Genomic DNA, 21,480 nt, shown 5'->3' with positions numbered 1-21,480 from the left:
GCTTCGGCCAGTAATCGTCTGGTGAATGTAATAGCATAGGCATGCTGCTTGAATAGAGCCTGAATTGGAGGGTGGGCGAGCACAAGAGGTAAAATATGGTTGACCAATTCTTCAACGTATCTCAAGTCGAGTTCACCATTTAAGTGGTATGAGTAGTCCCCGCATAGCTGAAATCTGACATCCTCATTGAAGTCCAATGAGTGCTTAATTTTCGTTGTCGATTTATAATGGCCATAGGCAAAATGCATGATTTTTTGGTCTAGTGGTACTAATAATCGGTCAGCTCGCGGAATCATAGCAAGCGCCCATCTTGCAAAGCGTAGCCATTTTAGCCTGCCATACGCCTTTAGCACTTCAGTTTGTGAAAATACTGAAGGCAAAGTTTCATCTCTCAGTCCGAACACACAGATACAAAATTTGTAGACGAATGGCAGTTTATACACGTCTTCAATTCTACTCATAGGGTACTTAAGTTGGCTTGAGAAAATTTCAGTCGCTCGTTTTGTATTGAGAGTGACCCTGTTATTGTTTCGGTCAACCGAGAAACACTCGGTTCGTTTTAGCCCATTAAGAACAGTTTCCCTTCCAGCAAACCGGCCCTTAAAAACGTCGACCCCTTCTTTGGTTGGGTTGTGTTTGATCAGGTAGCGATTGTATCGCCACAGTACCGTTTCCTGTTCAATAAGCTCATCGTAATCCAATCTCTTTTTGTACTTTTCCAGATCTCGTTTCTTCTGAACCACTCGCTTAATAAATGGCAAGGGTAATAACAGGTACAACCATGTCGTTTTGAACATGACCATATATTCAATGCGATAGACGTGCTTATACTCGAGCTGTGCCCAGCTCTCTAATGCGAGCAAACTGTGCACAATCGATTTATGGGCGCCGGTGACTGAATCAGGTAAGAACGGAACATGTGACCAGAAAAGGCTATCAATTAGTCGGTATGCGGCCCACGGAATTGTGATCGCTTCATCGAAGTAGGTAAATAAGACGAAGAGCAATGCTAGATTAATCAGAATGACGAGGCCTAGTCCCTCGTTACCCATTCTATCCTGACTCATGCGCTATATCCTCTCTAATCCTTCAAGTTCACGAAGCTTATCTAGCGTCTCATCGATAAGAGGCATGCTTCGATATACCAACGTGTTTCGGTAGTATACGCCCTCATACCAGTTACTTAGGTTTTTTGGTGAAGTAATCATTAAGTAATTTGGAAAGGCGCAGCCAGACACTATTTGTTTGGCTTTGTGCAAATGATCAACTAGCAGACGAAGTGTTTGAACAATACAAGTGAGTAATATCAGTAGGGCGTAGGGCGGCTTGATGCCAAAGATCGTGAAGTCGGCGTTAAACACCATGTTGAAACAAATCACGAGCATCGACAACAAAAATGCGACAACAATAACGCCGTCCAATTTGGCCATCTTTGAGTATTGTTGGACCAATCGTTTTTGTGAGTCACTAGTGATGTTGTTTTGAAGAATATGCTGGCAGTACTGTTCAGGGGAGATCTTTGCAGGTAAAACAGCTCCATTGGAGTCCAGTGCGGCAAAAGCTTTCTTAAATGGATGTTCGTACTTAGCGTCTGTAAGCGTTGATCTCCAGCTAGGTACCATTAATTTGTAGAGAGCGGTTTTTATCATACGTGGCCACCCTTATTCGTAACACAAGATAGGTTGAACGTATTCGTACCCTTCTCGTTTGGCTTTACAGCGAAAATCTAGGCTAGTGTAGTGTTGTTTTGGCGAAACCACCGTGATGTATGATTGAGTGACGTTATCATTGACGTAGGACACAGTGAACAGAGGGTAATCACTACCTAGACGCTTAGATACACACCCAAACACCGTATTAATACTATTGGCGCCGCGGTGAGCCTGAGACATAGGTTGCAATTGCGCATCTCGCTTTAAGCTCCAACAAGTACGCGATAGGTTATCATTGAGCCCCTTTTTCTCTTCGGAGGTGAAATGGCTAGGTAAACGTACAAACAGCTGTTGCCATTCTGCCCCGTTGCTAAGGACCACATCTTCATTGCCAATCATGTCTTTCAGGTATCGGCGAATATCGCTCATACCTGTGAAATGACGGGTGTTCTCCAAATAGTCTACAGTGGTTTGAATTGGTTGTTGGATGTTATAAGTTGCAGCTGGCTGCAGTGGAAATGAACACCCACTGGCAGTAAAGGCTGCAATGCATACTGCTATTGCTCTATTGATCATAGATTCATCTCCAAATAACGTTTTGTAGTCGCATAATCAGTTGCTGTGAACCACATGGCTTTAGGGGTAAAAACTAACGGCGTTACTCCATCAAGCGAAAAGTCGGCTAAAGCACTTTTGGTTTCTTCGATCAGAGTCCTTGTTTCATCAAGCTTAATGGTGCATTCATATGGCGCTCTATCCACCGGCTTATTAGTTGCTATTTTCTCTAGGACGGAGACGCGATCTTCTGCGCACAGCATACTTTGCACCAAGGTGGTACCGCGGCTTGAGATTTTATCGTGATAAAGCGTGGGGATAATTCGTACGGAATGCCCTTCACTAATCAGGCGACTTATGGTTGTTCGATACAGTGCCTTGCATGATGGGCAAGTAGGATCAAATACAACAACTAAGCTGGTCCCGTTCGAATTCTTATCGCCAATAACGAATGAGGGCCTAGTGTTGAGTTTGGCGGCCAGCGGTAAACTTAGTGGGTAAACTTCTTCATCCCCTTCCTTGCAATAGAAAAAGTCGCAATAGTTTGGTATTGCTGATTCCAATGCGCCTTGCACCTGTTCACTGCTACTTGATGCTAAATCTTTGCTTGGCTCACTCACTGTGGCCAGCTCTTCGTGATGGGATTTATCGGGGGCGGGGGCATTGACTTTGGCTCTCTCCGATGCCCCAACGCCTTCCGTGGCCCTTAACGCCTCAATTAGCAGATGGTTTATATCGTTTGACGGCTGCTGCACGGTTTGAGCTTCAAAGCGTTCGGAATTTTGAGTGAGAAACGGATGATCTTGTTCGTTCAAAAAACTCAGGTTCACAAGGGATATTGCTCCAGCGACCAGAGCAGTGGTGTTGATGACCTTTAACCATTTGTCCATGTCATGATCTCAGCTATGGATGTAATGGAATATATGGTATATTATTTTTTGTGTATATTCTAGGAGAGGGTTGATATGGAACTTAAAAAATTGTCACTCGTACTATGTGTCGCTGCGCTTTCTGGTTGTGGCGATGAGCAGAAGATGGACATGGTAATCTCATCCACCGCGAGTCTAAGTAAAGCTATCTCAGGACAGACTACGGCATTGAACAAATTGGCTGTAGACGATGATTTACGTGTCGCAAAAGCGATTGCATCTAGTAGCAAATTGAGCTCAATTGCTGCTTACATGATGCAACAACAGGACACAATCGGTATGACGCCTGATATTGTGTCAAAGGTACTGTACGCATCTGAGCAGATTAATCGAGACCAAATGGAGCATCGCATGTATCAATCGCTGATGGCCAACGGATTGCCCTTCTCCACCAAAGTGGTCACAGATGACGGCATGAACAAGACGTATAGTGTGCGTGGCTCTTGGATGGTTACCGCACCGTCAGGCAGTGATTTTTATACTCAGTATCCGTCTTACGCGCTTGAGTTGATGCCATTTGAACGAATTAGTTACGGTGATAGTGTTTGTGAAGAGGGGTATTCACCCATAGCCGTTCATGCACTAATGAAACGTGGTGCTGATGTTCCAGATGTTCAAGTTCACGTTCAAGAGCAGACTAAAGGTTGGCAAGTATTACTGCCAGACACTGATTTCTATCAAGCAGTGAAGAACTACCGAGTACTACTAGACGTGCGTTGCAAGCAGGTATAGGTTGGCATGCAGTGTACAAGAAAGGGCTCCCTCATGAGCCCTTTTTTTTATACGTAAGTTTGATTTTGCAGGCTTGCGATTTCATCTAAATCTGGCGTGTTGTCTGATTTGATATGGTACTCATGACCATTCGAACACCGGAATAGGTGATTTTGAATATGTAGCGGTGTCGAGCAAATAGGGCATCGGTCTACAGGCTTTTTACTCGGCCCAGTATTTTCACTTTGCTGCGCCTTCCACGCTTCAAAGTCTGGCTCCATATTACTATCCGCCGGTATGAATGTTTTGCAGCGCTTGCGCCCTTTATCAAAGCTATTTGAACAGAAGAACTTGTCTTTTGCTTTGGTCAATTTTAACTTGCCATTTTTACACACAGGGCAATCATGCAAGCGGTTGTACTCTTCTTGTTGCTGCTTGAACTTATCGTAATCTGGAGCACCATCGGTCGCTACGCTAAGGAAGGTACTGCAAGGTTTTTTACTAAAATTGTTGCTACAGTAAAATTTGTCTTCTTTACGTGTAAGCCGCAAAAAGCCACCGCTGCAGGACGGGCATTTGTACTTATGTTCTTGATCCCATTGGTTGTAATCAGGCAGTACTTCTCCATGACCCCCAGTTAGCGCTGGTACGATAAATTTGTGCCGCTTGTCTGGGCAATAAAAGTACCGAGTTTTGTCTTCCTTCTCAGGAGTCAAGTTCAGGTGTTTATCACAAAGGCGGCATTTGAAATCCGTTTTCTCCGGTGGGCTAAATTCGTAATTCGGGGCGTCTCCCTTGTCAGGGTAGAAACCATCGCATGTATCATGGTAGCACTGCCAGTATGGAACACCTTGCTTTGACTCCTTGCGCAACAAACTTTGACGATTACATTTCTTACACATTTCAGATCTCATGCTACCGAGTAACGTGGTAGAAAATGAATCAATCTCCAAAAGAAGCTCTTGGTTGGCCTTGGGGACCACATACTCGTATTTCGTCGTTCCATTCGCTATTCTATCTAGCGAAGCTTCCATATCTGCAGTGTACTCATAGTCTGCAAACTGAAATTTACCTCTCAGGTTTTCTATAGTCGTTCTGCCTGCCGGCGTTGGCATGATAAATCTACCATCTTTTTTACAATACGAACGTTTATAGAGTGTGCTAATTGTACTGGCGAACGTCGATGGTCGACCGATCCCTCTTTTCTCAAGTTCTTTGATTAGGGTTGCTTCAGTGTACCGCGCTGGTGGCTTTGTTGTTTTCTTCTCAATCTCAGCATTAGTAACTTTGATAGACTCACCCTCAGTAAGTGGAGGGATTGTTTGGACCCGAGTTTCATGCGCTTGCTCTTCGTCGTCACTTACTTCGTTGTAGATCTTCTTCCAGCCTTCAAATTTGGTGATCCGTCCCGAGGCGATAAAATTTATCTCAGTGTTAGCGATCGCAAAATTGGCGTTCAGCACGACATCCGTCTTGTCATAGACTGCATCACTCATTTGCGAAGCAATTGTTCTACAAAAGATAAGCTGGTACATCGCTTTCTGGTTGCTATCATCGATTTCGTTTACGTTGAGATGTAAGTTCGTGGGCCTGATCGCTTCATGACCTGCTTGAGCCCCCTCCGCTACTTTATGCTGATTCACTTGAGGTGATAGATACTGTGCATCTTGATTTGCTTGCCATTGCTCTATAAAGCTGCGAATAATCTTGATTGAGCTCGGGTCGTACGCAGTTGAGTCTGTTCGGTGATAAGTGATTAACCCCGCTTCAAACAGCCCTTGTGCCGCTTTCATGGTGGTGTCCGCACTAAACCCTAGCGCGCTTGAGCAGGCTTGCAGTAGGCTTGATGTCGTAAATGGAGCAGGGGCTTTTGTTCGTGTTTCTCGTTTTGTGAACGATTTTACGGTTACCAGTCCACGACTAAATACTTCTTTCTGAATCGCTTGGATGAATTGACCGTTTGTAACATGCCTTGGTACCGGCTTGCCGTTGGTTGATAGCTCTGGAGTGAGTACTTGGTCTAAGTTGCCACTCTTAACAATACCCTCAACATCTAAACGAGACGTCCATTGCTTGTTACCTACACCGTGCACCAATTGAAGATCCAAATAGGCGACACGACTAAACTTATCGATAAGCTCTTGCCTTTCTACTACTAAGCGGCACGCTGGGGTTTGGACTCGACCTGCACTTGGTGTGCTTAAGAGAGCTTGGGTGACAGGAGATACCTTGTAACCAATTAGTCGGTCAAGTACACGGCGAGCTTCCTGACTGTATACTTGACTCATCTCGATTTTTCTTGGATTACTTAATGCGTTTAAAATCCCTTCTTTATTGAGGTTGTTGGTGGTGCAGCGCACATAGTTATCCTTTAGTCCAAGACTCTCAATTAGATGGAATGCTATCGCTTCACCTTCACGATCTAAGTCGGTCATCAATATGACCTGAGTGGCGCGCTTGGCCATAGCTCGCAATTTTTTTATGACGTCCGGCTTAGTTTCAACGTAGGTGGGACGCAACTCATCGGTCAACCCTAACGTATTTGAGGGTAAGTCTCGTACATGACCAATACTGGCGGCTACCTCAAATCCGGCGCCAACGTATTTTTTAACGGTGCCTATTTTCTTTGGCGATTCCACTATGATGAGTTTCATGCTTATCCCACCTTTTTGCTATGCGTACATTTCTAGATAATCATCAATCATGACTTCTATGCCTTCTATCGCGATCGATGATACGGTGCCATCGCGATAGCACGACGCGGTATGTACAAAACTACCTTCTTGGTCTGACTTTGTGACACTGTAGCTATTGATCGTGTCGCTGTTTGCCGATTCGTCGTCAATCGCGACTTCAATGGTGCTAGCGTGAATCATAAATAGCGTTAGATCTTCTGCGTCGTAGTAATTGACGTCTTCAAGGTCTTCAGTGACTGCGTCCTGATTCGGGATATGGGCCGCTACTTGCGGCCATAGTTGAGTGATGTGCATCTCTATCTCCATTTACATCTTTGCGCTCGCGGCGAAAATATCGTAAATCTCTTCATCTTCTTGACTGTCGAGTTCACTCATAAGACTGACTGAGTTGTGCTCTTCAGGCGCTGATTCGCCACGCTCAGTTTTGACTTCATCAGGAGCGTACGCATTGGAGTCACTACGACTATCGGTCATGTCTATCTCATCTGGGCCAGCGTGTTGTTCATTTGGTAGCTCTGCCGTGATATCCAATGTCTCTACCGTTGAGGTGTCCTGACTTTGCTCTTTACTGATTACGCCAGTTTTTATCTCATCAATAAGGTCACCTTTAACACTTTGAGCAACTGTAGTGTCTACTTGTGCAGCGGACGAACTAAGGACATCTTCGATATCCATCTGGTCTTCAATGTCGCCAGTTTTCGTCGCGGAGCTTTCGATTTTCGACACCACGCTTTCCAGTTGTGAATGAGTTCTCCCTGACATCTGAATGTCGAAGCCGTTTTCGCTCAATCTGTCCAGCACGAAAACGAGGTCTTCTTGGGTGTTGAAATTGAAACTCAAGGATAGTCCTGTTCTGGCGTTTGGAGTGCTCCGCGATGCTTCACGACCATCAAACGGATCTGCCACCCCTAATCCCATACAGCCGGCCTTAGTCTTAGGCATCCGAACGACAAACTTCCCTGAATGCCCAAACATGATCGTTCCCTCTTTTTTGCCAGCATCGGTGTCGGTCGCCGACTTATGATCGAAGATAAAGAGCTGACCATTTATGGCACCCATTTCATGGCCTTTGATGAGTAGATTTTTGTCATCATCAGTGGCCGAAAAGCTTTTCGACATGATTTCTCGTAACCCTAGACCATGTCGTGCTTTTATGGCGGGATAGGAGGCTTTCGTATCACTGTCAACGAGCATTACTTGGCTACCGAGTTGCGCTTCTGCATTGATGCGAGCTGCTTCGACAATGTTACCGGTTAATACCACAGCATGGCTCGTTGCACCTTCAAGCTTCAAACCTTCAAATTGCTCGCAAATTGGGTGCTGTCGTGAATACACGCCTTGAAATGAGGACTTAAGCTCATCTTCCATATTATTTGAGAAGTACAGCAAAGATTCGAAAGTTGTGTCTCGGTTCAACTCACCGTTCGTGCTTGCAGTCTGGACTGAGTAGGAGTATGGGTCCAAAATCGACTCCATTTTGCGTGGAAGGGTAATGCCGGTGATAACCATGCCATGGTTTCTATCGTAGAAGTCCCTATACACACCGCCAAGTTCTAGATTACGTAGTATGGTGATAATGCGTGTGACATCTTCATTTGCTATCTTGACCTCGTTACGACTGTTGTTATCACTGAGTGCGTCACTAACGCTATGGTAGAACGTAGCGTGCTTCATAAATTGGACTTTAGTATTATGTTTGTTTAGCTTGTGCATCAAAACTTCATTTTTGTGTTGCATCACATACAGCGCTAAATCCCCTAATGAAGCACCTTTCTTCTCTACAAATAAATCTAGCTTGTCTTGACTTAGCTTTATATCTGATTCAATTGCGCTAGGGTCGACACTGACCGGAGGACTTTTTATTTGAATGGATTGCACCAATACCGGTTTATCAAACTCACTCTCGTAGTGCTCTTTGATATCGCCGACTAGTTTTTCTTCGTTCAGTATCGTGATTGACCCTCGTAAGTTTTTGGTATTAATAGGATCAAGGCCGCGAGCTTGCAGTGAAGTGAGCTTCGCTCGGTAGAAGTTCGTAATATCGTCGAGTAACGCATTTTGTTGGGCGTAGTCGAGCAACATCATATGTCCTAGTACCGAACCGGAAAGGTTTGCGACTTGTGTACGCTTAAACGCCGCCGAACCATAGTCCAAAATTGCGTTGCGTTTCGTTTCCGTAAAACCCAGTTGATCAATGACATCTGGATGATCAACCAAATACTCGGTCACAACTTCATCACCAAACGCATTAAGTAGGTTTGGTAATGTTTCGGTAGCGCGTACCGACTTAGAGTTGCCAGTAGTGGATGCTGACAAGCGTAGTCGATTTCTTTCGCTCAAAGCCAAAGTTCGCGCTTCAATAGGCATGCCCGTTACTACTTTGCTCGACCGTGCCAGTACAACTTGACCTTTACGCTCTCCGCGCCCGAAAAACTGCTCTTCATCGACGACGTTTAGGAAAGTACCCATTAACATTACATGGCGGGGGTTAATTGCCTCCTTGCCATATTTTTGAAGTTCGGCTGCGGCATGAAGACTGATCCCCTCTGTTCCCGATCGTGTGAGAATGATGGCTTCATCCTTATGTGAGTTAAATCGAAATTGCGCTTCGGCTTTTGACTCACGATTTCTCGGCTCTATAACAAAGCGTTGACCGTCCTCATGTTTTCGAATATGCAAAGTTCGCCCAGATACTTCTCCGCAGCTTATCCCTTCGTCAGCTAGCTTTAGCTTAACAACATCAATTGGCGACAGTGGTAGGGAAGGGAGGCCGTCAAGAGAACGAATTAGTTCTTTCTCAAGTACTTCCAATTCTTGGTACTCTGGCGATCCTTGGCTAAGCTCTTCACGCCAACTTACGACATGCGTCTTGAAAGTGGGCTCTGCCTTCTGGCCTAGTTTCGCAGCAGCTTGTATTTCAGCGGGAGTGGGTTCAATTTTTTCCTTGTAGCGTCGCGTGCCAGCGTTTTCAATCCAACGCAGCAACATGACGCGAAAGTCTGGAAATTCATCGAGAACAACGCTGCTTTCACCCTCTTCTTTTACATTATCGAACAAAAATTTAAGAGCGGACTCGGCCGTTTTATCAATACCAATAATCGGCTTTTCGTTGTTGGTTACCGCTTCAACAGCCGCTTTAGCGACCGCATCAGCGCGCATGGCGTTAGTGAAGCCATCGCTAATTAATGCAAAGGTTGAGTGAAACGAAAACTCTTCAATGTTCAAGTCCGATGTGTTGGACATATCACTTCTTGAACGCTTATACAGCTCGAATTGATGCTTGGTGTATACGCGCATTCTTTGAAGAATACGTGACATTTCATCCGTAGCAATTCTATTGCGTTGCTGATCTTCTGATTCAATGATGTCTACTTTCCGCTTACCGAAGTTGTGCTCTCGACGAACCATGGCGCCTTCAGCAATCAGCGTGGTTGAAAGTACCTCTTGTAGCCCCGTGCCACCACGTGAAACCATACGTCTTAGAACATCAGCGCTATATTGCGGGGGCAACAAATCTGCGCACTGGGCTATGTTGTTTGCACTTTTAGCCCATGTCGCCGATGAGCGAAGAATAGGCTGGCGAGTGGCGTTAGTGAATAATTCGATGACATTCGCTTGGTTTGATGTAGTCGAGGCGACGTTATGGCTCTCGTCCATGACAAATAGTGGATTTCTGCGTGCAGAATACTCGAGCATCCATTTCGCGTTGTTACCGAGTCGATCAACTAGTTTTACTTTCTTCCGGCCATTTTTTGCTGGTCCCAGTCGGTTGTACTGAGAGTAGACGGTAAGCACCATATTCGTGTCTTGTAATCGATAGCTCTTGCTATCAAATTGAGCTTGGCGAGTGCCTTTGATGGTTTCGGCATCGATAATTACCGAATTATCATCTTTGTCGATGATAGCGGTGTCTTCGCCAGCGATAATTAAGGGCTTGAGGTAGGTGTCTGCACCAATATCTCTGATGTCGCGCCAAATATCACTTAAAAGGTCTGATGTGGAAGTCATGAAAACGGGCTCTAGACCATTTCTCGAAGCCCAGTACATCATGGCAGCAAGTGTTCGGCCTTTTCCTTTACCCGTTGCGTCGCCTTGCAGAAACGGTTTTCCATTCTTAAGCCGCCAAATACCCATAGTGATCGCGTCAATTTGCTCAGCATCGAATTTCTCGGCAATCATCTCGGCATCCATGCCTAGTTCTTCCACCAAGAAACTGTCTGGGTTACCGACGTCACGTACGAGTTTCACCGCTGCCTCTCGAGACGCGTTCACGAAGTTTGTTGGCATGGCTGACATGTCGTTGGCCGGAGCGATGGATGTTAGCGGTGTGTATCTGGCTTGTGCAAAGTTGAGGTCATACTTCGCTGCTAGTCGTTGGTTTGACGTGTAAGAAGCCAGAATGTCACTTACTGATGTAGAGGTTAATAGCTCACTCGCTGACTTAATCTCTTGCTGTAAGTCGACTTTGAATTTGGTGTCTAATGTATTGGCAAATGCGTGAACATCATTGACACTGAAGAGGGCGTTGATCTCCGTAGGGGCTGCTGTGCTTGATGGTACGGGTTTTCGACCATTGATGATGTAAATGCGTTTGGCACTTTCTTCTCTGTTGTCGCCAGACACAATGGGTGCAACGTCAACCGTCTCTAACACATTGTAGTTTTTGAAAACGTAGTCATGAATTGGAAACGAATCCATCCCGACGGTACCAATATCAAACCCGTTGTCCGCACCAATAATGAAGACACCGCTTGCGTCTTGCTTCATGGCCTTAAGAGCCGAGAGCATTTCATAGTGGTCTTTCCGCTTTACGGTTATAGCGCCTACATTCACTGGTTCATCAAGTTCCATTTTCTGCGAAGAAAACAATACTTGCGAGGTTGGAATTGCGTTTATGGCTGTGATTTCAGTCGCCGTGTAGGGGATTGCACCCAACTGTTCTGATAACGTTGTAAGGTACACATTGTCGTACTTGGATTCTGGGCTAATGATGCGTACTGGAATTTCCGGCGGTGACAGAACATTCGCACCAAGACTTTCTGTGTTTAGTATGCTCAGAGAATCGCAGTTGTCCACCGCTTCTAAGTATTTTCGTGTAATGTATGCGAATGCCGGCGGCAAAACACTTTTTTCTTGGCCTCGTGTTGCTTTAGGAAACTCGCTGACAATATTGTTAAGCGTATTGAGGCGCTCTGCGCTAATCTCTGATTCTTGGCTGGACTGCTGAAGATCGGTTAGATACAAGACCTTTAGCATATAGCACAGATCTGAATGGACACCACTCGCTCTTTCGCTCGTGAGTCGGAGCTTTTCTTCACCGAACTCAATTGCACGATCTATGCGGTTCGCGTCTACCATACGACCCGTAATTTGCGATTCTCTTAAGAGGTCTTTAGCTGCTTGCTTAATCCCTTTACCATTCCAGTAGTATTCGAGAAAGTCGTTACTAGGGCCTTTTGAAAAATACAGTGTGTCGTCGATACGGTAAAATCGTTCGTCGTCGGAAGTAATATGAATTTCTCGACCAGCTTCATTAAAGCCAATCGTTTCATACGACTGCAAAGCACGCTGTGTTCGCTTTGAAGCCATAGTAGAGACGACGGCTTTGGCGGTGGCTTTCTCTAAACCCTCCCAAAGCTGTAGCGCCTCTTTTGGCTCCATTTCGCGAATAACAGAATGATCGAACACTTCCGCAATCTGTTGAAATGGAATTGCTCGAATGTTTAATTTTTTTGTGTCTTTTGCGGTGTATCGCATTGTTGCCAATGTGAGAGCTTCGGGAGACTCTATCATTTTGACATCGCGAAACCCAAACTCACTTTTCAATTTGCTTCGTTGTGCAGCAGTAATCGAACCTTTGTCCGATGTGATCAGCACACATTGCACTGCGCCTAGCGTGTATAGTGACAGCGCGGCGTTACTCGCACTCAAATCTGCCCATTTAAAACTCATAGCATCGTCCTATTCTACCTATTCGTCTTACGCTTAACGCATGCTCAGTGTGCTGCTTTGTTCTAGCAGTTGGTTGAACATTTCCTCTTCTTCCTCACTAATGTCATTGAATTGCTGCTCGTTGTTCATAGCGTCATCAATAGACTGTTCGGAATAGATTTCGCTGCTGTCAAGTTCAGCTGAATCGTCAAGCTGATCTGCTGCACCGGCAAACATTTCGCTCATCAAGGCGTGGTCTTCCTGATCTGTAGACGTGGTTTCCATTGGGACGGTCTTCTCTTGCGATGAAGTGGGCTTATCCATGCTCTGCGAAGCCGCAATCATGCCATCTTGCAACGTTGAGTCGTCTTCAAACTGGGACTGCTCAACGGGCTTGGTTGACTTGCCAGCAATTGCACTCAAATCATCGGCAAGATCCGCCTTTTTCGCTTCCGACTTTTTGGGAGCTGCTGGTTGTTTTGCCTGTTTGGGTGCAGTGTTCGCAGTCGCTGGCTTTTCTGATTGCAGCTTCGCCGCTTGCTCAGCTTCATTAACTCGCTGAGCAGCTTTCGTTGCTTGTTCTACGGCAATCTCGTCACTACCAAAGACCGCTTTAATTGCGTTTAAGTAGGTAAAATTATTAGTAGGGAGCTCTCCCATTTCGTACCCCTTCGGGAACACCTCATTCGTTACGATGTCTCCGATAAACTGATAGTCAACCGGTTCAGGGTGGTCACCGTCGTTATTCTCAAGCTGGATGGTGTTGAATGTACATGGTACCCACAAGCGAGTGCTGTCACCTTCTTTGGGACGCTTAATGAACTTTGCAAGAAGGGCTTCGGCATAACCTGTTAGACGGTTTTGCATGTTCGTTTGACCATCTTTACCTACGTCACGGATCTCGAATAGCGAGTTCTCAGCAGTTTTCTGTGTACGTAAGTTTCTGCGCACCACTGGAATCACCTCGATGAAAGCTTCTTCCATTGGTATTTGTTGGTTATCAGGGCTATCAATTGCCTCCAAAAGCACTTGAAACAGTTGATTCGAAACTTTTGTCGTTTCTGCACCGTCTTCATTATGTGTTTGCGTCACGAATGATTCCAAGGCCTCTTCTGGGGTCGCGAGGCGTGGTAGCTGGTCTTCGCCGTTGCTGATATAAGGTGCCGTAAGGATAGTCGCATTCACTTCCGGTGCTTCACCCGTTTGATCGACAATTCGTACAATCGCTTCTGGACGGTAGGCACCTTCGCCTTCTGGAACAACCATTGTTTCAAGCAGATAGTTTAGTAGTTCTTTTTTCTGAGCCAGCGAGAACGCTTCGGCACGTTCCGGAATAGCTTGACGAAGAAACGCAGCGTTTGGCTTTTTATCGCCGGTCCTTTCGTCATATTTCCCAGCTCTCATGATCACAGTGCTATATCCACTGGCCACGCGTTGCTGAGTTTTTGATGAGTCATTAATCATGGTATGTGGCCAAGAAGCCGTGAACGAGCCATCTGGATTTCGAACAGAATCCTCGAACATCATGACGCCTGTTTTTTTGCCATTGCCCATTTCAGTACTTACCACATGATAGGAATTATCGGCGTTCGCATAATCTGCCAACTGTAATTGCGGCTTATCTGCGTTTTGCTTCTCTCTTTGCTTCAGGTAGACCTTTATCGCAGGCGTGTCAGCGGCACTTCCGACAGGTACGCCCATAACGTAGTGGTTGGCCGGCTCATCACCATCCAAGTGATAGCTGTCTATACGCAGCAAAATGTTTTCTGGAGTTTTCGAGCGACGGGTTGACTGTGCAATTTTGTTAAAACGATCATTCACGATTGCCATAATAGCTTCCTCTGTGTTGTCGATATATGAAAAAATAACATATATTAAATTCCATTTTATGACGCATTTCTCTATAGTCAAACTAATTGTGTATTTGTGATGCCAGCGTGGGAGGTAGTGCATATGGATTTGGAAGCGCTTAGACGACAACTCAATTTCGAAATGACCCAGTTGCCCCAGTACAAGCACCTTGCTCAATCAGATATTGAAAACTGGATAGACACCGTTTTGCGTGAGCAGCCCGAGAGGGCTATGTTCCACATGCAACGTCTATTTTCGATCGGTGGTAGTGAAATTGGAGCACTCGTTCAGTCTCGTCGAAACTTGGAAGCTGAGTTTGTCGGCGATGTAAAGTTTGCGCACCTGACCGACCAAGATATTTTTGATTTCAAGTATCTCAAAGTGATCCCTAAACCATCGGAACACAATGGCCATCTCTTGCGTGGTACTCTCTTTGAACCTCAACTGAGAAAGATTAAAGAAATGCAGCTGGTGGCCAAATATGGCTCCGCACATACTCGCCCCGACCTAGTGCATAAGGTTTTGCAATATAAGAGTCAACCCCAGACTCAGGCCTTCAATTGGGCGAGGGTGCAAATTGACGATATTTGGCAAGTAGGGGATAACGAACTCATACTGACGGACTACAAGTTTCCTACGCCTGATTCGTTAACTTCTTTGGTCTATCAAGAGCCGTGTATGTATTCCTCCCAAGTTACACTTGGCAAAATGATCGCGCACGAACTTGGCATTCCAATTACCAAAACAGAAGTTGCACCACTCAATATTGTGACCTGTGAGTTCGAAGACATTGACGTGCCTTTTGATGCGGAATTTGAAGAAGAGATCATGACCGTAGGGTCCGAGGCTTTTCAGATGCTTTGTTCCGGTCGAAGACCTGTGTATGCAATGCCCAAGTATCAAATAGTCAGCTCTGATGACTTGCCAACCTCAATCAAGAAAGACATCGTCAAGGCTGCTACGTATCGCAATACCATCTCAGCATTAACAACTGAGATCTGTGAACTTGACTCGCGCGTTGCAGCCTTTACTGACGGTTTACAAGCTCAATATCAACACGACTTTAAGATTGAAGTCGCCCAAAGCAATCTAGTAGGGAAATGGAAAAATACTTTTCTCAAAGATAAAGCAATTGAACTTTTACGGTCGGTCGGCGTCGACGAGAATACGATTTTGACTATCAAATCGAGCAACGAAAGACTCAAGAAGGCCATGAAATCGGCTAAAATACCGAACGATGTCGTCAAAGAGGCATGCTATCAACAGGAATTTGTGGTATCTGCCACCCAAACACGAGCATCCCAAGGAGAGCAAGCTGAACTCGCTGCAGCGGTTAAAGGTGATGTGTCCGTGAGAATGACCGTATTGGACGACTTGATTGAAGATCTGATTGAGCTAACGGATCTTACGAATAGCGCCGAAAACATCACACAACGCCAACAAAATCAGCTGAAAACCCTACGCACGATCCTTAAAAACGCTCCCAACGAAACCGTGCGAAGCAAAGTATCCAGCGTACTAGACGTTAGAGAAAAAGCTTATACTGAACCTAGTTCAGCACCACAAAAAGTTGCTGAAAAGGCGCCTGTACCACCACAAACCAAGCCAGATCTACCTAGCGTTGAAGAACAACTATCCTCGTTGATGAGTGCTTACACGCATCGCTAAACTAAGTGGTCATCCAATAAAAAAGAGGAAGCTGAGGCTTCCTCTTTTTTTGTACTTTGGTTGCAGTTTATGCCGTTTTTCTTGGACGATTGTCTGGCTGCTGAGGGACGATCAGTCTTTGCTTTCTATCCACTTTCACAATGGATGACGGTAGCAAGACTTCACCTTTAAATCCACCTGATACACTTGCCACAATCGCATCAGATTCACTGCTTGCGTACGCAATGTGTTGATCACTGAACACTGTAATCAACTCAACGAGTTCTCCTTCAATGTAGGCACCGTATCTAATCGCGTCTACGTGAGAAAACTCTTCAGATGCCTTAATTACGTCAATAACTTCAGGGTAACTAGCAATAATGGCAAAAAGCTCTTTTCGCACCGGCTCAATGGTTTGTTTGAACGATACTCTGGCCAACCCACGCTCAACCAGTGACTGAGCTCTTTGTTTTGCTTCTTCAGTGTCTTCCTTGATCCACTTAGTCACTATGTTCAACAGCGCGTCTCGGCTGTCTAATACCAACAATGATAGGTCGACTAAGCTCGACGCTTTAACGTGACTCATTGTCAGTTTTGAGTTGTCAGCAGATTGCCCAAAATACTGACTGTTAATTAAATGTTTGACATCCACGTACTTCGAAATCGTTTTAAACGATTGAATTGTCGGGATGTATGTCGCCCCTTGTTGACTTAAGGGGATGCCTCCAAAGCAAGTAGACCTGAAAATCACTTGAGCACCTTCACTTTGCGTATTGCTCAACGCGGTGCTCTGTACCGAGATCAAAGTTGTTGTATTCATATGCACCTTACCCTTTTTGACACTTAACTCATTACCGTTGCGTCGTTAGTGGTTTTTTGTTGTTTTAATGTGTGAACGATTATGCATGATTTACATCTCACCACTCATAAAAAAATGAAAAAAAAATGTCATTTTTTTTAGTTTAGAAAACTTACACTGGTTGTAATCGGTACTGTAACGTACAATGTGGCACAACTACTAATGCAAGTGTATCTTGTGAGACTGCTGTTCAAGAACAAAGTATACCATAAATTTCAGTCTCTAAAATGAGACTGGGTTGTATTCATTCATGATATGGATGCAAGTCTTTGGTCAGACCACTAGGGAAATTTCCTTTTGAAGCAGTGCTTTTACTTTGTGTTTAGTTTTTTTTTAGAAATAATCATATACTTATTTATGCCTGATTGTTTTTTTGCATTCAGCCTAACCATGATTCCTGAGTGAGAATTTTGTATGACTAATTCACATGACTTGTTAGAAGCTGATGATTTGATGGCTTTGGCCGCTAGCGGTGGCAATGAGTCTGGTTTGTTTCAAGAACGATACAGCCATCCTTTAACAGCTAAAGATGCTCTCGACATTCTCGAGTTTCTCAATGTGAAGTCCAACGAGATCTGTGCAGCACTCGAAGTAAACTCCAATCAATGGGGCAACATGACTCGGATCTGCAAAGATGGGCGCGACATGAGCGATGAGTTTGTCGATCCCTATTTTGAAATGTTTATCCGATTGGCACACAGCTTTCCGCAGTTGGCACCATGGAACCGCATTTCTATCGCTGAATTGTGCAAGAAGGGTGGGTGGACCCTCCAAGAGCTTGCCTTCGTTTGTGGTACACCCCAGACATCATTTGAGCGTTATAGCAAGGTGACCAAAGCCTCTCCACCCGCACAAACGGCTCAGCTGATGAATTTTATCTCTCGACTGTTGGATGCAGGTATTTCTCCAGATGCTATTAAGCGTATCGCTGAACGTATGTATGAGTATCGCAACAGTATGCCTCTTACTCGGATGACCAATGAGACGTCTTGGTTATCGTTTGAAGAGCAGCATTATCGTAAGGTACGTAAAGCTATCCGTCAGAGCCTGAATACTTTGAAAGTTGATGGAAAGGATACGATTCGTGAAAACGAGTTAGCGAAAATCATTTCCGGACTCTATTCGGGAAAGATGGATATGGATTCTGTCATCAAGCGTTCGACCATTAATGATGGTATCGAAAAAAATGCCATGCGCTATGTCTTAGAAAAGTCCATTCAGTGGATGCATTGCCGTCGTTCGCGTCAGCACTATCACACCGAGCTTATGCGAATGAGCGAAGACGACGAACGTTATGATGAAGTGTCTAAGAGTTTGAATGATGCAGAGATTCAGTATGGTCTAGTGAGTAAAGATTTAGAGCGACTGGCCGAGATTGATATTTTTAGCAGCAAGTAATCACTGCTTAGAGACGTTATCACCATATAAAAAAGGCGCCATTTGAAATGGCGTCTTTTTTGTGTTGGGTTTATACCGTTTAGGCAATGTGTTCGGCTTGATTGTAACTGACACTCCATTGGCCCCAGTAGGGAGAGTAGTCATCGTTGTGACTTAATGGCTCGAGTCTAATCTCATACTCTGTGAAAGCTCCTTTTTTGCTTTGACTTAGGGCGACGAAGTCTCCACAAATCATTTCTCTCAGATCGGCGTGTGCTTTGGCTGCTGCCTTGGATTCTCCTTGCAACCTCTCACCAGTATTGGTCAACGTCACCGGCTCGCTGCAAACTGGCTCAATACCATCGCTCTGATATGACTCGACCGTACGACTCACTGCACACATGAACTGACCGCCCATTGGATGGTGTGTTATTGCAACTTCGCCACCAGCGAGTTCATGAACTCTAGAGTCATCAATTATCTTCGCGACAGTTCGATGCGATAGGTTAGGCATTTCCGATTTGTCAGCTGCCTTTAACAAGTAGGCGTGGATCTGCTGGAACTCTGTAAATGTCAGCGCGTCAATTTGCACTAGTCTATTGGTACCTCGCAACATAACGCTTACGCCACTGTGTCGACCAAAGTACACGACGCTGTGGAAGACGTTGTCCTTCAAGCACTTTAGATGTTCATCTACTTTTCTCAGCATAGTCGATCCATTGTTAAAATATGTGGTATATTATTTTTTATATTGTATAGCATTGGGCATGATATGAACACACAGATTCAAGATTCGCTTCCCGCTCAACCGATTGAGCAAGTGCTGAACGGTTTGAATGACCAGCAATTGCCGGCTGCAACCTCGAATGCTAAGAATATCATGGTGGTCGCTGGCGCAGGTACCGGAAAAACAAAGACAATGGAGGCTCGCGTCGCGTACCTTGTTGACAACGATGTCGATCCCAAAAGGATACTTGCTCTCTCGTTCACTAACGAGTCGAGTAAGGAATTTGAAGGGCGCATTAAGGATACTTGTGGTTATGCAGGGCATCTAGTTCTAACAGGGACGTTTCATGCCTATTTCAATCGTGTACTACGCATCAATTCCAGTCATGACTTTTTCAAGCAAAAACTTGGCTACAAGGATGGCTTTTTTATCATTGATGATGATGATATGAAGAAGCTGATGGCTGAGTCTATGACCGCTCTTCCGAATGGTATAGGCAAACTTGCCAAAGCAATGTACAAACCCAAAGAAGCGTTGTCAGCGTTGTCGATTCTACGTTCTAAGTGTTTCACTGCCCGAACTTTCGCTAATACTCTTGTTAAGGACAAAAACCTAGTAGGGGAGTGGTCCAAACTCAAAGCAGAAGTTCTCGCTGATGACTCTGATCTTAGTATTGAGGCAGCAATCCAAGAGTTACGCAAACAGCCAAAACTCAAAGATTTTTTACTCGTAACAGTCTGGGACTCGTACTCTCAGCGCTGTAGAACGTCTAACGCGATGGATTTTGATGATGTCTTGCTCAACACTTACTTTCTCTTCAAATTTAACTCAGATATTTGCCGAAAAGTTGCCTTCTCTTTGGATCATCTATTGGTTGATGAATACCAAGATACCAACGTTGTGCAAGCCATGATCATCAAACTACTTAAAGACCAAAATCCTGCATTGTCGCTGTTTATTGTGGGGGATGGGCGCCAAGCCATTTATGATTTTCGCGGAAGTGATGTTTCATTGATGACCAATGCCGATCGCTATTTTGGCGATTTTCAGCAGTATGAGTTGCGGACTAACTACCGTTCTTCGGAAACTGTCATTGCGGCATCCAACATCTTTGCCAAGAACATGGTGAATCAGCGTACTGAAGGGCAATTAGAGTGTGGCATCCCATCTATACCTGTACACCCGATGGAAGGTCATGTATTCACGAATGACCTCGACGAAGCGGAGTGGGTGATGAGTTCCATTCAGCAACAGTTGAGCAGTGGTGTGCCAGCGGAAGAAATCTACGTGATCTACAGAAACCGCACGGCTGCTAGAGCTATCGAATCCTTAATGCAAAAGAATCACATGCAATTTGAAATGGTAGGTGAACGTGATTTTTACGAATGTGCAGATGTTCGAGACGCACTGGCCTTCCTTCGGACAATAGCGCGTCCCAAGGATATTCTGGCGTGGTCTAGGTTATGCCGTGCCATGCCCGTGCCCATTCGTCCAGTTTGGTTGCGTGACAAACACATGCAAAGTAGAAAAACTGAGGAAGGCCGCTTACAGATGCCCAAAGACCTTATTTTGTCCCGAGCCACTGGTAAGAACGCAAATGGACCCATTGAAGAGTGGATTCGCTTCTATGACGATGCCAAGCAGTTTTTCGATGTGGATGAAGAAATACTACTTGAGACTTTCATGGCGGATGAAGTACCGAGTGATGTTACCCTCAAAGACGTTAAGTACCTGATAGCGAATGACCCTAACGCGGCGAACGAATATACCCGCTGGAAACATTCGTTTATTGATGAAATGGTGACCGAAGTCTGCGAGTTATTTATTGAACGCGTGCTACCCGCTTACGCCAAAGATGACGCAACCGAGAAAGCGTTTAATTTTGACAGCGACGATTTGCCCGAAAAGACGCTCGCTCGTGTCGACCGAATTCGCATTGTTTTTGATGAATTGACGACCCGTCTTAAGCTTGATCAACCGTTTGTCGATATCGTAGACGATCTTCTTACCCGTGACGCTAAGCGTCGTGAGGGTTCCGCTCCTTCGATTAAGCTGTTGACAGGCCATGCTTCGAAAGGTCTCGAGGCAAAAATATGCTATGTCGTAGGTTGTGACACCGCCATTTGGCAGCAAGCCAAAGAATTGACAGAAAAAGATATGGATGAAGCTGCACGCCTTTACTATGTAATGAGCTCACGTGCGAAAGAGAAGAACTATTTCACTTTCGCTAACTCACGCTTCATGTATGACAAAACTGTACCCAGTAAACCATTCAAAATGATTCATGATCATTTGCTCGCGTGTGAGAAATCTCAGGTTCTCTCGATGACTAATCATGCTACACCAGTCAGTCATCAGTCACATAGAGCTGACGCGCACCAAGCCCAGAGCAGCACTCACTCAAGCAATGAAGTGCTCGCGACTGATATGACAGCAAGTGATGCACAACGATTCAGAAGTAATCTACAGGCGCGTTTTGCGAGCATCGCATCCACCAAGTAGTGATACAGATAGTGTAAAATAGCACCGCGATTCAAATGGCGGT

The 21,480-nt window shown here is 45.1% G+C and carries 14 protein-coding genes; 4 read left to right on the top strand and 10 right to left on the bottom strand.

Going from position 1 to position 21,480, the window contains the following annotated elements:
• From AC6R1O_RS18085 to AC6R1O_RS18070, 4 genes are all read right to left on the bottom strand, one after another.
• Positions 1-1,067: hypothetical protein (locus AC6R1O_RS18085; RefSeq protein ID WP_500657571.1), on the bottom strand; the 1,067-nt coding region annotated here is incomplete at its 3' end.
• Positions 1,068-1,070: 3 nt separating this feature from the next.
• The gene (locus tag AC6R1O_RS18080; protein ID WP_500657570.1) at positions 1,071-1,649 is read right to left on the bottom strand and encodes a hypothetical protein; all 579 of its coding nucleotides are present in this window, start codon (positions 1,647-1,649) and stop codon (positions 1,071-1,073) included.
• A 12-nt stretch (positions 1,650-1,661) separates the two neighbouring features.
• A complete protein-coding gene (locus AC6R1O_RS18075; RefSeq protein ID WP_500657569.1) occupies positions 1,662-2,228 on the bottom strand; it encodes a hypothetical protein in 567 nt (188 codons plus the stop codon).
• The gene (locus AC6R1O_RS18070) at positions 2,225-3,097 is read right to left on the bottom strand and encodes a thioredoxin domain-containing protein (protein ID WP_500657568.1); all 873 of its coding nucleotides are present in this window, start codon (positions 3,095-3,097) and stop codon (positions 2,225-2,227) included. Before AC6R1O_RS18070 ends, AC6R1O_RS18075 begins: the two co-directional genes overlap by 4 nt.
• A 75-nt stretch (positions 3,098-3,172) precedes the next feature.
• Between AC6R1O_RS18070 and AC6R1O_RS18065 the strand changes: the two genes are divergently transcribed.
• Entirely contained in the window at positions 3,173-3,868 is a 696-nt protein-coding gene (locus tag AC6R1O_RS18065; protein ID WP_500657567.1) for a hypothetical protein, read from the top strand.
• A 47-nt stretch (positions 3,869-3,915) separates the two neighbouring features.
• On the opposite strand, the gene topA is transcribed toward AC6R1O_RS18065, so the two are convergent.
• The 4 genes from topA to AC6R1O_RS18045 are packed head-to-tail and all read right to left on the bottom strand — an operon-like array spanning position 3,916 to position 14,304.
• The gene (gene topA, locus AC6R1O_RS18060; protein WP_500657566.1) at positions 3,916-6,501 is read right to left on the bottom strand and encodes a type I DNA topoisomerase; all 2,586 of its coding nucleotides are present in this window, start codon (positions 6,499-6,501) and stop codon (positions 3,916-3,918) included.
• An 18-nt stretch (positions 6,502-6,519) separates the two neighbouring features.
• Positions 6,520-6,837, bottom strand: a complete 318-nt coding sequence (locus AC6R1O_RS18055; protein ID WP_500657565.1) for a hypothetical protein — start codon at positions 6,835-6,837, stop codon at positions 6,520-6,522.
• Between the two features lie 12 nt (positions 6,838-6,849).
• Complete coding sequence (locus AC6R1O_RS18050) at positions 6,850-12,495, bottom strand: strawberry notch-like NTP hydrolase domain-containing protein (protein WP_500657564.1); 5,646 nt, start codon at positions 12,493-12,495, stop codon at positions 6,850-6,852.
• A gap of 33 nt (positions 12,496-12,528) precedes the next feature.
• Positions 12,529-14,304, bottom strand: a complete 1,776-nt coding sequence (locus AC6R1O_RS18045; RefSeq protein WP_500657563.1) for a hypothetical protein — start codon at positions 14,302-14,304, stop codon at positions 12,529-12,531.
• Positions 14,305-14,427: 123 nt separating this feature from the next.
• Here AC6R1O_RS18045 and AC6R1O_RS18040 point away from each other — a divergent pair, with 123 nt between their 5' ends.
• On the top strand, positions 14,428-15,993 hold the full coding sequence (locus AC6R1O_RS18040; RefSeq protein WP_500657562.1) for a hypothetical protein: 1,566 nt from the start codon (positions 14,428-14,430) through the stop codon (positions 15,991-15,993).
• Between the two features lie 67 nt (positions 15,994-16,060).
• Here the strand turns inward: AC6R1O_RS18040 and AC6R1O_RS18035 are convergent, their stop codons facing one another.
• Positions 16,061-16,792 carry a hypothetical protein gene (locus AC6R1O_RS18035; protein WP_500657561.1) on the bottom strand — a complete coding sequence of 244 codons (732 nt, stop codon included), beginning with the start codon at positions 16,790-16,792 and terminating at the stop codon, positions 16,061-16,063.
• Positions 16,793-17,245: 453 nt separating this feature from the next.
• Here AC6R1O_RS18035 and AC6R1O_RS18030 point away from each other — a divergent pair, with 453 nt between their 5' ends.
• A complete protein-coding gene (locus AC6R1O_RS18030) occupies positions 17,246-18,229 on the top strand; it encodes a hypothetical protein (protein WP_500657560.1) in 984 nt (327 codons plus the stop codon).
• A 79-nt stretch (positions 18,230-18,308) separates the two neighbouring features.
• Here AC6R1O_RS18030 and AC6R1O_RS18025 read toward each other — a convergent pair whose 3' ends face one another.
• On the bottom strand, positions 18,309-18,917 hold the full coding sequence (locus AC6R1O_RS18025) for a hypothetical protein (RefSeq protein ID WP_500657559.1): 609 nt from the start codon (positions 18,915-18,917) through the stop codon (positions 18,309-18,311).
• A 63-nt stretch (positions 18,918-18,980) separates the two neighbouring features.
• Here AC6R1O_RS18025 and AC6R1O_RS18020 point away from each other — a divergent pair, with 63 nt between their 5' ends.
• Positions 18,981-21,437, top strand: a complete 2,457-nt coding sequence (locus tag AC6R1O_RS18020) for an ATP-dependent helicase (RefSeq protein WP_500657558.1) — start codon at positions 18,981-18,983, stop codon at positions 21,435-21,437.
• Positions 21,438-21,480 lie beyond the last annotated feature (43 nt).

It is taken from the genome of Vibrio sp. R11-SG3-ISO3-SZ (assembly GCF_059834345.1).
Note: the sequence above shows the minus strand (reverse complement) of the source record. Positions and strands in the feature narration are given on the sequence as shown.

What these genes read in the sequence shown, in the direction of transcription:
- AC6R1O_RS18035 (WP_500657561.1), bottom strand. Translation starts at nt 16,792, where the DNA reads ATGAATACAACAACTTTGATCTCGGTACAGAGCACCGCGTTGAGCAAT.
- AC6R1O_RS18030 (WP_500657560.1), top strand. Translation starts at nt 17,246, where the DNA reads ATGACTAATTCACATGACTTGTTAGAAGCTGATGATTTGATGGCTTTG.
- AC6R1O_RS18080 (WP_500657570.1), bottom strand. Translation starts at nt 1,649, where the DNA reads ATGATAAAAACCGCTCTCTACAAATTAATGGTACCTAGCTGGAGATCA.
- AC6R1O_RS18075 (WP_500657569.1), bottom strand. Translation starts at nt 2,228, where the DNA reads ATGATCAATAGAGCAATAGCAGTATGCATTGCAGCCTTTACTGCCAGT.
- topA (WP_500657566.1), bottom strand. Translation starts at nt 6,501, where the DNA reads ATGAAACTCATCATAGTGGAATCGCCAAAGAAAATAGGCACCGTTAAA.
- AC6R1O_RS18050 (WP_500657564.1), bottom strand. Translation starts at nt 12,495, where the DNA reads ATGAGTTTTAAATGGGCAGATTTGAGTGCGAGTAACGCCGCGCTGTCA.
- AC6R1O_RS18040 (WP_500657562.1), top strand. Translation starts at nt 14,428, where the DNA reads ATGGATTTGGAAGCGCTTAGACGACAACTCAATTTCGAAATGACCCAG.
- AC6R1O_RS18025 (WP_500657559.1), bottom strand. Translation starts at nt 18,917, where the DNA reads ATGCTGAGAAAAGTAGATGAACATCTAAAGTGCTTGAAGGACAACGTC.
- AC6R1O_RS18065 (WP_500657567.1), top strand. Translation starts at nt 3,173, where the DNA reads ATGGAACTTAAAAAATTGTCACTCGTACTATGTGTCGCTGCGCTTTCT.
- AC6R1O_RS18055 (WP_500657565.1), bottom strand. Translation starts at nt 6,837, where the DNA reads ATGCACATCACTCAACTATGGCCGCAAGTAGCGGCCCATATCCCGAAT.
- AC6R1O_RS18020 (WP_500657558.1), top strand. Translation starts at nt 18,981, where the DNA reads ATGAACACACAGATTCAAGATTCGCTTCCCGCTCAACCGATTGAGCAA.
- AC6R1O_RS18045 (WP_500657563.1), bottom strand. Translation starts at nt 14,304, where the DNA reads ATGGCAATCGTGAATGATCGTTTTAACAAAATTGCACAGTCAACCCGT.
- AC6R1O_RS18070 (WP_500657568.1), bottom strand. Translation starts at nt 3,097, where the DNA reads ATGGACAAATGGTTAAAGGTCATCAACACCACTGCTCTGGTCGCTGGA.